Annotated in this window: 11 protein-coding genes; 3 read left to right on the top strand and 8 right to left on the bottom strand. The window is 63.4% G+C overall.

What is annotated here, in order from left to right; translation table 11 throughout:
• Positions 1 to 81: 81 nt before the first annotated feature.
• From HXX15_RS16590 to HXX15_RS16555, 8 genes are all read right to left on the bottom strand, one after another.
• The gene (locus HXX15_RS16590; RefSeq protein ID WP_296517419.1) at positions 82 to 1,311 is read right to left on the bottom strand and encodes an ABC transporter substrate-binding protein; all 1,230 of its coding nucleotides are present in this window, start codon (positions 1,309 to 1,311) and stop codon (positions 82 to 84) included.
• Positions 1,312 to 1,470: 159 nt separating this feature from the next.
• A complete protein-coding gene (locus tag HXX15_RS16585) occupies positions 1,471 to 2,700 on the bottom strand; it encodes an ABC transporter substrate-binding protein (RefSeq protein WP_296517418.1) in 1,230 nt (409 codons plus the stop codon).
• A 163-nt stretch (positions 2,701 to 2,863) separates the two neighbouring features.
• Positions 2,864 to 4,099, bottom strand: coding sequence for an ABC transporter substrate-binding protein (locus HXX15_RS16580; RefSeq protein ID WP_296517417.1), 1,236 nt, complete (start codon positions 4,097 to 4,099; stop codon positions 2,864 to 2,866).
• A 78-nt stretch (positions 4,100 to 4,177) separates the two neighbouring features.
• Positions 4,178 to 5,191 (bottom strand): branched-chain amino acid ABC transporter permease, encoded by a 1,014-nt coding sequence (locus HXX15_RS16575; protein ID WP_296517416.1) that lies wholly within the window; start codon positions 5,189 to 5,191, stop codon positions 4,178 to 4,180.
• A gap of 3 nt (positions 5,192 to 5,194) precedes the next feature.
• Positions 5,195 to 6,073, bottom strand: a complete 879-nt coding sequence (locus tag HXX15_RS16570) for a branched-chain amino acid ABC transporter permease (RefSeq protein WP_296517415.1) — start codon at positions 6,071 to 6,073, stop codon at positions 5,195 to 5,197.
• A 10-nt stretch (positions 6,074 to 6,083) separates the two neighbouring features.
• Positions 6,084 to 6,797, bottom strand: coding sequence for an ABC transporter ATP-binding protein (locus HXX15_RS16565; RefSeq protein ID WP_296517414.1), 714 nt, complete (start codon positions 6,795 to 6,797; stop codon positions 6,084 to 6,086).
• Positions 6,794 to 7,591, bottom strand: coding sequence for an ABC transporter ATP-binding protein (locus HXX15_RS16560; RefSeq protein WP_296517413.1), 798 nt, complete (start codon positions 7,589 to 7,591; stop codon positions 6,794 to 6,796). The genes HXX15_RS16565 and HXX15_RS16560 overlap by 4 nt, the downstream gene beginning before the upstream one ends.
• 60 nt (positions 7,592 to 7,651) lie before the next feature.
• On the bottom strand, positions 7,652 to 8,521 hold the full coding sequence (locus tag HXX15_RS16555) for an IclR family transcriptional regulator (RefSeq protein ID WP_296517603.1): 870 nt from the start codon (positions 8,519 to 8,521) through the stop codon (positions 7,652 to 7,654).
• A 118-nt stretch (positions 8,522 to 8,639) separates the two neighbouring features.
• Between HXX15_RS16555 and HXX15_RS16550 the strand changes: the two genes are divergently transcribed.
• The 3 genes from HXX15_RS16550 (at position 8,640) to HXX15_RS16540 (ending at position 13,781) form a co-directional block, all read left to right on the top strand.
• A complete protein-coding gene (locus tag HXX15_RS16550; protein WP_296517412.1) occupies positions 8,640 to 10,736 on the top strand; it encodes a 3-hydroxyacyl-CoA dehydrogenase NAD-binding domain-containing protein in 2,097 nt (698 codons plus the stop codon).
• Between the two features lie 181 nt (positions 10,737 to 10,917).
• The gene (gene pimA, locus HXX15_RS16545) at positions 10,918 to 12,597 is read left to right on the top strand and encodes a dicarboxylate--CoA ligase PimA (protein ID WP_296517411.1); all 1,680 of its coding nucleotides are present in this window, start codon (positions 10,918 to 10,920) and stop codon (positions 12,595 to 12,597) included.
• Positions 12,594 to 13,781 carry an acetyl-CoA C-acyltransferase gene (locus HXX15_RS16540; RefSeq protein ID WP_296517410.1) on the top strand — a complete coding sequence of 396 codons (1,188 nt, stop codon included), beginning with the start codon at positions 12,594 to 12,596 and terminating at the stop codon, positions 13,779 to 13,781. Before pimA ends, HXX15_RS16540 begins: the two co-directional genes overlap by 4 nt.
• Positions 13,782 to 13,805 lie beyond the last annotated feature (24 nt).

Here is a 13,805-nt window from a genome sequence, read left to right as displayed (position 1 = left end):
GACCATCGACATTGCATGAAAAAGACCCGGACGCGATCAGCGTCCGGGTCGATGTCGTGAATCGTCACGATCAGCGCGGCGTCAGCCGCCGACGTCGGCGCTGATCACGTCGCCGAACAGCTCCCACTTCTCGCCCTGGAATTTCATCAGCTGTAGCTGGCTGATCGGCGCGAAGTCGGAGTCGCTGGTATTGATTTTGATGCCCGGTAGCAGCATTTCGGTCCTGAAGTCCTTCAGGCTGGCGGCCTGTTTCATCACGTTCTCGCGGGTGAGATTGTCGCCGCACTGCTTGAGGACCTGGACCAGGGTCTGCGCCACGCCGTAGCCGGTGACGATGAAACTGTCGAGCTTGTTGCCTTCGGGAAAATCCTTCTGAAGAAACGCGAGAAATTCCTTCATTCCGGGATCGTTGTCCCATTGCGTATCGGCGACGTCCTTGAGGTACGACGCCGAAATAACGCCCTGTCCATTCTCGAAGCCGGCCGGCTTCATTACGCTGCCGATCGAGCTGGAGACGTTGTTGAGGAAGTGCAGGGGCTTCCAATCGATCTCGGCGTTCTTCTTGATCGCCTGCGCGGCGAATTTCGGCGTCGTGATGTTGACGAAGATGTCGGCGCCGGTTGATTTCAGCTTGACAATGTGGCTGTCGACGGTCGGCTCCGAGGTCTCGTAGCTCTCCTCCAGCACGATCATCGAGGCCGCCTTGGCGCCGAGGCCATCCTTCAAGCCTTTCAGATAATCTTTGCCGTAGTCGTCGTTCTGATACAGCACAGCGATCTTTGAATTGGGGTGGTTCTTCAGGATGTATTTGGCGTAGATCTGGGTCTCGGACTGGTAGTTCGGCTGCCAGCCCATGGTCCAGGGAAAGTTTTTGGGGTCGTTCCACTTGGTCGCGCCGGTGGCGACGAAAAGCTGCGGCACTTTCTTGGTGTTCATGTATTTGTGGATTGCTGAATTCGGCGGCGTGCCGAGCGAATTGAAGACCAGCAGCACCTCGTCGCTTTCCACCAGCTTGCGGGCCTGTTCCACCGTCTTCGGCGGGCTGTAGGCGTCGTCGTAGCTGATGAAGTTGATCTTGCGGCCGTTGATGCCGCCGGCGGCGTTGATCTTCTTGAAGTAGGCTTCCTCGGTCTTGCCGATCACGCCGTAGGCGGACGCCGGTCCACTGTAGGGCATAATGTTGCCGATCTTGATCTCGGTATCGGTGGCGCCGGTGTCGTATTTCTTTTGCGCGAACGCGCCGCTCGCGGCCGCGAGGCTGACGGCGAGGGCCGCCGTGACGGCAAGCGCATGCGATCGAAGTGCAGGCATTTCGGATCTCCCTGTTGGTATTGATTGTGTTGTTGTTGTTGTTGTTCTTGGAAGCCAAGCTTCGCGTACCATTCAATACCTTCCGTATCCGCACGGCAAGAAAAAGCCCCCTGCGACCGTGTCGCAGGGGGCTTTGCATTGCAGCAAAGTCGGCTGGAACTACCCGCCGGTCTCGGCGCTGATCACGTCGCCGAACATCTCCCACTTGCCGCCCTTGAACTGCATCATTTGCAGCTGCTCGATCGGGGCGAAGTCGGTGGCCGAGGTGTTGAGCTTGATTCCCGGCAGCACCGTGTCAGGCACGAAATCCTTCAGCGCCGCCGCCTGCTTCATCACGTTGTCGCGGGTCAGATTGTCGCCGGCCTGCTTCAGCACCTGCACCATGGTCTGCGCCGCGGTGTAGCCGTAGACGATGTTGGTGTCGGAGACGTTGGCGCCGGGCATATGCTTGTCGACGAAGGCGAGGAACTTCTTCATCCCGGCGTCGCCGGCCCATTGGCTGTCAGAGGCGTCCTTCAGATAGGTTGCCGACAGCACCCCTTCGGAGGCCTCCAGGCCGGCCGGCTTCATCACCGCGCCGATCGAGATCGAGACGTCGGTCATCACATGCATCGGCTTCCATTCCAGCTCGGCCAGCTTCTTGATCGCCTGGGCGGCGAATTTCGGCGTCGAGATGTTGACGAAGACGTCGGCGCCGGTGCCCTTCAGCTTGACGATATGGCCGTCGATCGAGGGCTCCGAGGTCTCGTAGCTTTCCTCGGCGATCAGGATCTTGGAAGTCTTGTCGCCGAACACTTCCTTCAGACCGGCGACGTAGTCCTTGCCGAAATCGTCATTGGCGTAGAACACCGCGACCTTGGCGTCGGGTTTCGCCTTCAAGATGTATTTGGCGAAGATTCGCGCCTCGACCCGGTAGCTCGGTTGGAAGCCCATGGTCCAGGGGAAATCTTTCGGATCGTTCCACTTGCTGGCGCCGGTGGCGAGGAACAGCTGCGGCACCTTCTTGGCGTTGTGATACTTCTGCACCGCGTTCTGCGTCGGCGTGCCGAGCGCGTTGAATACCAGCAGCACCTCGTCGCTCTCGATCAGCTTGCGCACCTGCTCCACCGTCTTCGGCGGGCTGTAACCGTCGTCGTAGGAGATGAAGTTGATCTTGCGGCCGTTGATGCCGCCGGCGTCGTTGATCATCTTGAAATAGGCGTCCTCGGTCTTGCCGATGATGCCGTAGGCGGAAGCCGGGCCGCTATAGGCCTCGACATTGCCGATCTTGATTTCGGTGTCGGTCGCGCCGGTATCGTATTTCTTCTGTGCCAGCGCCGCGCCGCTGGTGCAGGCGATCAGCAATGCTGCGGCAGAAAGGGTGGCCAGTCTCGACCTCGAGGAACGCATGTTGGGGAGTCTCCTGATCCTTGGGATTTCACCGCCTCTTGAGATCGGGCGGATGTCAGGGGATTGAATACCGTTTACAAATGCACGGCAACAAAAAGCTCCCGGCAATTTCGTTGCCGGGGGCTGATTATTTGAGCGGCGCGCCGGCTGGCCGGCGGCGACGTCAGTTGGCGGTGGCGTCGGCGCTGATGATGTCGCCGAACAGCTCCCACTTCTCGCCCTTGAACCGCATCATCTGCAACGAGCTGATCGGTGCGAAGTCGGTGGCGGAGGTGTTGATCTTGACGCCCGGCAGCAGGGTGTCGGTGGTGAAGTCCTTCAGGCTGGCGGCCTGTTTCATGACGTTGGCGCGGGTGAGGTCGTTGCCGCACATCTCCAGCACCTTGTGCAGGGTCTGCGCGGCGCCGTAGCCGTAGACCAGGTTGCTGTCGATCCTGTTGGCGTCGGGCAGGTACTTGTCGACGAACGCCGCCCACTTCTTCATGCCCGGATCGTTCTTCCACTGTTCGTCGGAAGCGTCCTTGCCGTAGTTCGCCGACAGCACGTCCTGCGCCGCCTCGAATCCGGCGGGCTTCATCACGCTGCCGATCGACGACGAGACGTTGGCGACGATCTGCAACGGCTTCCAGCTCAGTTCGGCGATCTTCTTGATGGTCTGGGCCGCGAATTTCGGCGTGGTGATGCTGATCACGACGTCCGGGTTGAGCGACTTCAGCTTGACGATGTGACTGTCGACGGTCGGCTCCGAGACCTCGTAGCTTTCCTCGGCGATCAGCATCGTCGCGGCCTTGGCGCCGAGCCCGTCCTTGATCCCTTTCAGGTAATCCTTGCCGAAATCGTCGTTCTGATACAGCACGGCGATCTTGGCGTCGGGCTTCTCCTTGAGCAGGAACTTGGCGTAGATCTGGCCCTCGCTCTGGTAGCTCGGCTGCCAGCCCATGGTCCAGGGGAAGTCCTTCGGGTCGTTCCATTTGGTGGCGCCGGTGGCGACGAACAGCTGCGGCACCTTCTTGGCGTTGAGGTATTTCTGGATCGCCGAATTCGACGGCGTGCCGAGCGGGTTGAACACCAGCAGCACCTCGTCGCTCTCCACCAGCTTGCGGGCCTGCTCGACGGCCTTCGGCGGGCTGTAAGCGTCGTCATAACTGATGAAGGTGACCTTGCGGCCGTTGATGCCGCCGGAATCGTTGACCATCTTGAAGTAGGCTTCTTCAGTCTTGCCGATCATGCCATAGGCCGATGCCGGGCCGCTATACGGCATGATGTTGCCGATCTTGATCTCGGTGTCGGTGGCGCCGGTGTCGTACTTCTTCTGGGCGAGCGCACTGCCGCCGGTGGCAGCGAAAGCAATGACCGCCGTCGAAATCGCGGCGATTCTTAGTTTTTGGATAGAAAGCATAAGGTCTCCTTGGCTGGGTTTTTCGCTGGCTTCTCGCGAAGCCAGGTCACTTTTGGATCAGGTTACTTTTGGATCAGCTCACTTGTGGATCAGCTTGTTGATCCAGTGCTGGGATAGGTAGGCGATCTGTCGCGCGCCGTGCGGCAGAACGAAGATGATGACGATCAGGATGGCGCCGAACACCGCGCCGGACAGGCCCTTGGAGACGCTCTCGGCGATGTTGGGCACGAACACGATAAAGGCGGAGCCCGCCAGCGAACCCGGCAACCAGCCGACGCCACCGACCACCATGCCGAGGAACAGCGCGATCGCCAACTGGATGGTGTAGCTGTCCGGCGCCACGAACTGCACCGCAATCGCGCCGAGGCCGCCGGCGACGCCGGTGATGCCGGCGCTGATGCCGAACGCCAGCGTCTTGTACAGCGCCACGTCGACGCCCATCGCCGAGGCCGCGATCTCGTTGTCACGGATCGCCATCATGGCGCGCCCGGAGCGCGATTTCAGCAGATTGACCGAGAACACGTAGATCATGATCGAGATCACAAGCGTGAAGTAATACAGCCACATGTCCTGCGACATCGGCAGCCCGAACGGCGCGTCGGGTTTGGTGACCACCAAGCCCTGGACGCCGCCGGTCCAATGCTCGAAATAGCCGAGCTTGAGCAGTTGCGGCATCGCGGTGGCGAGCGCGAAGGTCGCCAGCGCCAGATACACTCCGGACAGCCGCAGCGCGGGCTGGCCGAACACATAGCCGAAGGCGAAGCAGATCACGCCGGCAATCGGCAGCGTCAGCGCGTAGTTGACGTTGAAATGCTCCATCAGGATCGCCGACGTATAGGCGCCGACCGCGTAGAACGCGCTCTGGCCGAGCGAGAACTGGCCGCTGCCGCCGGTCAGGATGTTCAGCGCCAGCACGGCGATGGCGTAGATCAGCCACATCGTCATCTGGAAGATGATGAAGTTCTTCGCGAACAATGGCGCCGCGATCAGCAGCACCAACACCGCGACCGAGGCGTAGCCGCCCAGCGCGATGTACTTCTTCGGAGTGGCCTCGACCGGCGTGACGTCGACGATTTCCTGCAATGCGCTCATGGTTCAGACTCGCTTGACGATGGCACGGCCGAACAGGCCATTGGGTTTGACGACCAGCACGGTGATGATCAGCGCCAGCGCGATCGGCAGCTTCAGTTCGTTGCCCACGCCCGGGATGTAGGTTCCGGCGAGGTTTTCGAAAATGCCGACCAGGAAGCCGCCGACCACCGCGCCGAACGGGCTGGTGAGCCCGCCGAGCACCGCGGCGGCGAAGCCGTAGATCAGCACCCCGCCCATCATGTTGGGCTCCAGGAACACCACCGGCGCGATCAGCATGCCGGCGATCGAGCCTATCGCCGCCGCCATGCCCCAGCCCAGCGCCACCATCCAGGAGGTGTTGATGCCGACCAGTCGCGCGGATTCCGGCAGCGTCGCTGCGGCCCGCATTGCCAGCCCCACCCGGGTGAACTGGAAGAAGAAGTAGAGCAGCAACAACAGCACCAGGGTGACGCCGATCATCCCGGCCTGATGGGTCGAGATCAGCTGGCTGCCGAGGAACGGCGAGGAACCGAACGGGGTCGGGAACTGCTTGATGGTGAAGTCCCAGGTCAGGCCCGCGACCGAGTTGATGATCGCGAACAACGCGATGAAGCCGGCAACGTGGGTCAGGATCGGCGCGTTGGCCAGCGGTTTGAACAGCGCGCGTTCGATGATGACGCCGCCGGCGAAGGACAGCGCCAGCGTGGCGAGGAAGGCCCACCAATACGGCACGCCCCATTGCATCAGTTGCCAGGCGATGAAGGTCGAGAACATCGCCATTTCGCCCTGGGCGAAATTGAGGTGATCGATCGCCTGGTAGATCATCACCACCGCCAGCGCCATGCAGGCGTAGATCGCGCCCGTGGCAATGCCGGCCAGAATTTGATTGGTCAAGAGTTCCATGGCCGGCTCCTCAATAGCCCAAATAGGATTTGCGGACGTCTTCGTTGTTGGCGATGTCGTCGGCGTTTCCGGACATCACGATGCGCCCGGTTTCAATCACGTAGGCCTGGTCGGCGAGTTCCAGCGCGAGCTGGGCATTTTGCTCGACCACGAGGATAGTGACCTTGTCCTCGCGGTTGATTTTGCCGAGGATCCGGAACAGGTCGCGCACGATCAGCGGCGCGAGGCCGAACGACGGCTCGTCGAGCAGCATCAGCCGTGGCCGCAACATCAGCGCGCGCGCCACCGCGAGCATCTGCTGCTCGCCGCCGCTCAGCGTGCCGGCCTGCTGGGTGTGGCGTTGCTTCAGCACCGGAAAATGCGCGTACATCCGCTCGATGTCGGAAGTCACCGCGGCGCGGTCCTTGCGGGTGATGGCGCCGAGCTGCAGGTTCTCATCCACCGTCATGGTGGTGAAGGTGCCGCGGCCCTGCGGCACGTGGGCGATGCCGAGCCGCACGATGTTTTCGGTGGAGCGCCCGGACAGCGGCTTGCCCTCGAATTCAATCGATCCGGTGGAGCGCACCATGTTGCAGATCGCGCGCAGCGTGGTGGTCTTGCCGGCGCCGTTGGCGCCGAGCAGGGTGGTCAGACTACCCTCGTTGAGACCGAATTCGAGACCGTGAAGCGCCTGGACCTGGCCGTAATAGGCCTTGAGATCCCTGATATTGAGCATCGCGGTCATGAATCTTTGCTCCCCAGATAGGCTTTGATGACATCCGGATCGGCCTGAACCTGGGCGGGCGTTCCTTCGGCGAGCTTGCGGCCGAAATTCAGCGCCACCACGTGGTCGGCGATCGACATCACCAGCCCCATGTGGTGCTCGACCAGCAGCACGGTGACGCCGCGATCGTCGCGGATGCGGCGGATCAGATCGCCGAGGACGTAGACCTCCTCGTGGTTGAGACCGCCGGCGGGTTCGTCGAGCAGCAGGATCTTCGGCTGCGCGGCCAGCGCGCGCGCCAGCTCGACGCGCTTCTGGGTGCCGAACGGCAGCCCGGCGACGGTGGTATGGGCGACGTCGCGCAGATCGAGATAGCCGAGGATTTCGTCGACCCGCTTGTTCAGCGCGGCCTCGCCGTTGCGCACCCAGGGCAGTCGCAGCGAGTCCGAAATGATGTCGCTGTTAGTGCGCGAATGGGTGCCGACGCGGACGTTATCGAGCACGGTGAGATTGGGGAACAAGGCGACGTTCTGGAAGGTGCGGCCGATGCCGATCTCCGCGATCCGGTGCGGCGGCCGGGTCAGAATGCTTTCGCCATCGAGCAGAATGTCGCCCTTGCTCGGCTGATACAGCCGCGACAGGCAGTTGAACAGCGTGGTCTTGCCGGCGCCGTTCGGGCCGATCAGTCCGAGAATCTGGCCCTGCTGCATATCGAACGATACGCCGTTCAACGCGATGATGCCGCCGAACACGACGCTGACGTCGTGCACCGCGAGCAACGGAGATTGCTCCCTCTTCAACTGAGCCTGCGTCATATGCCGCGGCCCTGCAGCGGGCGGCTTCGGCCTGGCGCGCACGCCGGCTCATGACGACGGCTATCTGATCCCCTCGACCACACGGGCAACTTTCCCTCCTGGTTTTGTTTTCTTGTTGTCTGTTTTTTTTGATTGCGGCGCCGCCGTTCCCCCGAGCGCTGCCTCGATGCTCCTTACCATCGCCACGAGGCGAGGTCCAATGTCGTTCAGCAGCCGATCTTCCGTGAAGCGGAATGCCGGCGCGCCACAATTGAACGCGTAGGGACCGGTACCGTCGTTGAGCGTCAGCGGTACCCCCACTGCGTGCACGTCGTCCTGCCACTCGCCCGCCGATATTGCGAAGCCGTGCTTGGCGACCATCTCGTCGGCGCGTTCGATACCCTCCTTCACGCGCGGCCAGCGGCTGCCGTAATGTTCGCGAAGTTCCCGCATTAACGCAGCGCGTTCCTCGCCCTGCAACGCGGTGATATAGGCGCGTCCCATCGCCGTCGTTGCGATCGGGATCCGCGAGCCGACGTCGAGTTGCACCCCGACGGTGAGGCTCGAGCGCGCCTGGCCGACATAGATCATGCTGAGGCGATCGCGGGCGCCGACCGCGACCGCGCCGCCGGTCTGCTGCATCAATTCGTCGCGGAACGATTGCGACAGATGCCGCACCCCGAGATTGGCCAGCGCGGCATAGCCGAGCGACATCGCCGCCGGCGCCAGCTGATACTTCTCGAACCGCGGAACCTGTGTAAGATAGCCGAGCTTGGTCAGGGTGTAGGTCAGCCTCGAAATGGTCGGCTTGGGCAAGTTGGTACGGGCCGCGATCTCTTGATTGCCAAGAAGCCCGTCATTGGGACGAAATGCGCGCAGCACATCGAGACCGCGGGCCAGCGCGACGACGAAACTGCGATCGGTCGCAGGCTTTTTGGCTGAGCGTTTCATTCCCTGCACGATTGATTTCGTTGACAAGCGACGCTCTTCAAAATAACCCTCCCTGTCAAGATGTGGAATTAAATTTCGCAGTGCGAAATAGACAAAAACAGAGCCCCGGGAGATCTGCATGAGCGAAGTTGTCACGCGTGAAAGCCATGATGCTGTTGCCGTCATCACGGTTAACAGCCCCCCGGTCAACGCGCTGAGCGCGGCTGTTCGTCGCGGCATCCTGGAGAACGTCAACGCCGCGGTCGCCGACCCCGCCGTTGCGGCGATCGTGCTGACCTGCGCGGGCCGCACTTTCATAGCCGGCGCCGACATCACCGAATTCGGCAAGCCGCCGCAGCCTCCCGGATTGAACGAAGTGATTGCCGCGCTGGAGAATTCGCCGAAGCCGACGATCGCGGCGATCCACGGCACCGCGCTCGGCGGCGGGCTCGAAGTTGCGCTTGGTTGTCATTTCCGCGTCGCCACCAAGGACGCCAAGCTCGGCCTGCCGGAGGTCAAACTCGGGTTGTTACCAGGCGCCGGCGGCACCCAGCGCTTGCCGCGCGCGGTCGGTCCCGAATTGGCGGTGAAGATGATCGTGGTCGGCGATCCGATCGGCGCGGCGGAAGCATTGAAGAACGGATTGATCGAGGAGATCGTCGAAGGTCCCGCCGCCGGCGGCGTGGCGTTCGCGCGCAAGGTACTGGCGGAAAAGCGGCCGCTGCGCCGTTTGCGCGACGACGATTCCAAGCTCGCGGCGGCGAAGGCCGATCGTTCGATCTTCACCAACGCGGTCGCGGCCTTGACCAAGAAGGCCCGCGGCCTCGAAGCGCCGTTCGCCGCCGCCGACGCGGTCGGCGCCGCGATCGATCTTCCGTTTGACGAGGGCCTGAAGAAGGAACGCGAAGGCTTCATGAAGCTGCTGACCAGCGACCAGTCGAAGGCGCAGCGCTACGCGTTCTTCGCCGAGCGCGAGGCGGCGAAGGTCTCCGGCGTGCCGGAGGGCACCAAGCCGCGTCCGGTCGAGCGCGTCGCCATCATCGGCGCCGGCACCATGGGCGGCGGCATCGCGATGTCGTTCGCCAATGCCGGCATCCCGGTGACGCTGATCGAGACCGGCGAGGAGCAGCTGAAGCGCGGCATGGGCATCATGCAGAAGAATTACGAAGCCACCGCGGCGCGCGGCGGCATTCCGGCCGATGCGCCGGCGAAGCGGATGGCGCTGATCACCGGCGTGGTCGGGCTGGAGCACGTCAAGGGCGCCGACCTGATCATCGAGGCGGTGTTCGAAACCATGGCGGTGAAGAAGGAAGTGTTCACCGCGATCGACGCCTATGCCAAACCCGGCGCGGTGCTGGCCTCCAACACCTCGTATCTCAACATCGACGACATCGCCGCGGTGACCAAGCGTCCGCAGGACGTGCTCGGCATGCACTTTTTCTCGCCGGCCAATGTGATGAAGCTGTGTGAGATCGTCCGCGCCGCCAAGACCGCGCCGGACGCGTTGCTCACCGCGGTGTCGATCGCGCGCAAGATTGCCAAGGTGCCGGCTGTGGTCGGAGTTTGCGACGGCTTCGTCGGCAACCGGATGCTGGCGCAGCGCGGCAAGCAGGCCGAAAAGCTGCTATTCGAGGGCGCGCTGCCGCAGCAGGTCGACGCGGTGGTCACCAAGTTCGGCATGCCGATGGGTCCGTTCGCGATGGGCGATCTCGCCGGGCTCGATATCGGCTGGCGCTCGCGGCAGGATCGCGGCATCAAGTCGCCGATCGCGGACGCGCTCTATGAAGCCGGTCGTCACGGCCAGAAGACCCAGAAGGGCTACTATAAATACGAGGCCGGCTCGCGCGCGCCGCTGCCCGATCCGGAAGTCGAGACCCTGATCGACAAGACGCTGCAGACGCTCGGCCTGAAGCGCCGCGTGGTCAGCGATGACGAGATCCTCGAGCGGATGATGTATCCGATGATCAACGAGGGCGCGCGGATCCTGGAAGAGGGGATCGCGGCGCGTCCGAGCGACATCGACGTGATCTGGCTCTATGGCTATGGCTGGCCGATCTATCGCGGCGGCCCGATGTTCTATGCCGACCAGGTCGGCCTCAAGCACATCGCCGAGCGGCTGTCGTACTACGCCAAGGCGACCAACGATCCGTCGCTGGAACCGTCGCCGCTGTTGGCGCGCCTCGCCGCCGAAGGCAAGACCTTCGCCTCGCTGACCCAGCTGGCGAAGGCGGCGTGATGGCTTCGCAGCAGATCGGGCAGGTGGCGCCAACTGCTCCCCTCCTTGCGGGGAGGGGTCGGGGGTGGGGGGCCACGCGCCGCTGTGCCGGTGGCTTACCCGCCTCCCTGACCCTCCCCCGCAAGGGGGGAGGGAACGGAAACGCTGTGCCCGGTTCGCAATTCGAGCGAGTCCTGCGCCCATGACCCATCCCGGCGAGCAGTTCTATCCCGACGGCGTGCGCTGGGATGCGCCGATCGCACGCGGCACGGTGCCCGGTCTGTTGTCGCAAGCGGCGAAGGATTTCGGCGCACGGCCGGCGATCGAATTTCGCGACCGCCCGATCAGCTACACCGAGCTCGAAGCGATGGCGGAGGTCGCCGCTGCGGCGTTTCTGCGCGCCGGCTACGGCCGCGACACCTCGGTGGCGCTGTTTCTCGGCAACTCGCCGGATCACCCGGTGAATTTCTTCGGCGCGCTGAAGGCCGGCGCGCGCGTGGTGCATCTGTCGCCGCTCGACGGCGAACGCGCGCTGTCGCACAAGCTGCGCGACTCGGGCGCGCGGATTCTGGTCACCAGCGATCTGGCGACGTTGCTGCCGACCGCGTTGAAATTTCTCGACGACGGTCTGCTCGATCGGCTGATCGTCTGCGCCGATGACCATTGGGGCGCGGTCGGCAATCCGCATACTCCGCTGCCGGACAATCCGCGCATCGTTGCTTTCGCGGCATTCTGCGATGGCGCCAAGCCGCCGGCGGCGTGGCCTTCGATCGATCCCGACGATGTCGCGTTGCTGCAATACACGGGCGGCACCACCGGCCTGCCGAAGGGCGCGATGCTTAGCCACGGCAATCTCACTTCGGCGGTCTCGATCTACGATGTTTGGACCGCCAACGGCAGGGCAGATCGGAACACTACCGAGCGTGTGATCTGCGTGCTGCCGCTGTTCCACATCTACGCGCTGACCGTGATCCTGCTGCGCTGCATCCGGCTCGGCGATTTGATCTCACTGCATCAGCGCTTCGATGTCGCCGCGGTGTTTCGCGACATCGAGGAGAAGCGCGCGACGTCGTTTCCAGGCGTGCCGACGATGTGGATCGCGCTCGCCAACGATCCGTCGCTGGAGCGCCGCGACCTGTCGTCGCTGACGATGGCCGGCTCCGGCGGCGCGCCGCTGCCAGTCGAGGTCGCCAGGATCTTCGAGCGCAAGACCAAGCTGAAATTGAAGAGCGGCTGGGGCATGACCGAGACCTGCTCGCCCGGGACCGGCCATCCGCTGGAGGGGCCGGACAAGCCCGGCTCGATAGGGCTGATGCTGCCCGGCATCGAGATGGACGTGGTCTCGCTCGACGATTCGACGAAGGTGTTGCCGCCGGGCGAGGTCGGTGAAATCCGAGTTCGCGGACCCAACGTCACCAAGGGCTACTGGAACCGGCCGCACGAGACCGCCGAAGCCTTCGTCGGCGACCGTTTCCTCACCGGCGATATCGGCTATATGGACAGAGACGGCTATTTCTATCTGGTCGACCGCAAGAAGGACATGATCATCTCCGGCGGCTTCAACGTCTATCCGCAGATGATCGAGCAGGCGATCTATGAACATCCCGCGGTGCAGGAAGTGATCGTGATCGGCGTTCCCGACGCCTATCGTGGCGAGGCGGCGAAGGCCTTCGTCAAGCTGCGCGCCGGCGCCGCGCCATTCGGCGTCGAAGAACTGCGCGCGTTCCTCACCGGCAAACTAGGCAAGCACGAGTTGCCCGCGATGCTTGAATTCGTCGACGAGTTGCCGCGCACCTCGGTCGGCAAATTGTCGCGCCACGAACTACGTAATCAGCAGCCACAAACCGAACAACAACAACTCGCAACAGGAATTCGCCCATGACTGACGCCGTCATCGTTTCCACCGCACGCACGCCGATCGGTAAAGCCTATCGCGGCGCCTTGAACGCCACCGAGGGCGCCACCTTGCTCGGCCATGCCATCGAGCACGCGGTGTCGCGCGCCAAGCTCGATCCGAAAGAGATCGAGGACGTGGTGATGGGCTGCGCGATGCAGCAGGGCGCCACTGGCGGCAACATCGCCCGCAAGGCGCTGCTGCGCGCCGGGCTTCCGATCACGGTCGCCGGCACCACCATCGACCGGCAATGCGCCTCGGGCCTGCAGGCGATCGCGCTGGCGGCGCGTTCGGTGCTGTTCGACGGCGTCGAGATCGCGGTCGCCGGCGGCGGCGAGTCGATCAGCCTGGTGCAGAACGATCACGCCAACAAGTTCCACGCCGTCGATCCCGAACTGATGAAGATCAAGGGCGACGTCTACATGGCGATGCTCGACACCGCCGAACTGGTCGCCAAGCGCTACGGCATCTCGCGCGAGCGCCAGGACGAGTATTCGCTGGAAAGCCAGCGCCGCACCGCCGCGGCGCAGCAGGGCGGCAAGTTCAACGACGAGATCGCGGCGATCACCACCAAGATGGGCGTCGCCGACAAGGCCACCGGCGAGGTGTCGTTCAAGGACGTCACGCTGTCGAAGGATGAAGGTCCGCGCCCCGAGACCACAGCCGAAGGTCTCGCCAGCCTGAAGGCCGTGCGCGGCGAGGGCTTTGCCATCACCGCCGGCAATGCCAGCCAGCTCTCCGACGGCGCCAGCGCCACCGTGGTGATGAGTGACGCGCTTGCCGCCAAGAAGGGTCTGAAGCCGCTCGGCATCTTCCGCGGCTTTGTCTCCGCCGGCTGCGAGCCGGATGAGATGGGGATCGGCCCGGTGTTCGCGGTGCCGCGGCTGTTGAAGCGTCACGGCCTGTCGGTCGGCGACATCGATCTGTGGGAGCTGAACGAAGCCTTTGCGGTCCAGGTGCTGTATTGCCGCGACAAGCTCGGGATCGATCCGGAGAAGATCAACGTCAATGGCGGCGCGATCGCGGTCGGTCATCCCTACGGCATGTCGGGCGCCCGGCTTGCCGGCCACGCGCTGATCGAGGGCCGCCGCCGCAAGGCGAAATATGCGGTCGTCACCATGTGCGTCGGCGGCGGCATGGGCTCCGCCGGCCTGTTCGAGATCGTGCACTGAGGGTTTTGAACAGAGCCCGACATG

The organism is Rhodopseudomonas sp., from assembly GCF_013377015.1.
Classification (GTDB): domain Bacteria; phylum Pseudomonadota; class Alphaproteobacteria; order Rhizobiales; family Xanthobacteraceae; genus JARJEH01.
The sequence above is the reverse complement of the archived record's forward strand: the minus strand, read 5'-3'. Positions and strand labels throughout refer to the sequence as shown.

Excerpts from the sequence above, each read along its gene's own strand:
- HXX15_RS16550 (WP_296517412.1), top strand. The coding sequence starts at position 8,640 with ATGAGCGAAGTTGTCACGCGTGAAAGCCATGATGCTGTTGCCGTCATC.
- HXX15_RS16585 (WP_296517418.1), bottom strand. The coding sequence starts at position 2,700 with ATGCGTTCCTCGAGGTCGAGACTGGCCACCCTTTCTGCCGCAGCATTG.
- HXX15_RS16540 (WP_296517410.1), top strand. The coding sequence starts at position 12,594 with ATGACTGACGCCGTCATCGTTTCCACCGCACGCACGCCGATCGGTAAA.
- HXX15_RS16575 (WP_296517416.1), bottom strand. The coding sequence starts at position 5,191 with ATGAGCGCATTGCAGGAAATCGTCGACGTCACGCCGGTCGAGGCCACT.
- HXX15_RS16565 (WP_296517414.1), bottom strand. The coding sequence starts at position 6,797 with ATGACCGCGATGCTCAATATCAGGGATCTCAAGGCCTATTACGGCCAG.
- HXX15_RS16555 (WP_296517603.1), bottom strand. The coding sequence starts at position 8,521 with ATGAAACGCTCAGCCAAAAAGCCTGCGACCGATCGCAGTTTCGTCGTC.
- HXX15_RS16560 (WP_296517413.1), bottom strand. The coding sequence starts at position 7,591 with ATGACGCAGGCTCAGTTGAAGAGGGAGCAATCTCCGTTGCTCGCGGTG.
- HXX15_RS16590 (WP_296517419.1), bottom strand. The coding sequence starts at position 1,311 with ATGCCTGCACTTCGATCGCATGCGCTTGCCGTCACGGCGGCCCTCGCC.
- HXX15_RS16570 (WP_296517415.1), bottom strand. The coding sequence starts at position 6,073 with ATGGAACTCTTGACCAATCAAATTCTGGCCGGCATTGCCACGGGCGCG.
- HXX15_RS16580 (WP_296517417.1), bottom strand. The coding sequence starts at position 4,099 with ATGCTTTCTATCCAAAAACTAAGAATCGCCGCGATTTCGACGGCGGTC.
- pimA (WP_296517411.1), top strand. The coding sequence starts at position 10,918 with ATGACCCATCCCGGCGAGCAGTTCTATCCCGACGGCGTGCGCTGGGAT.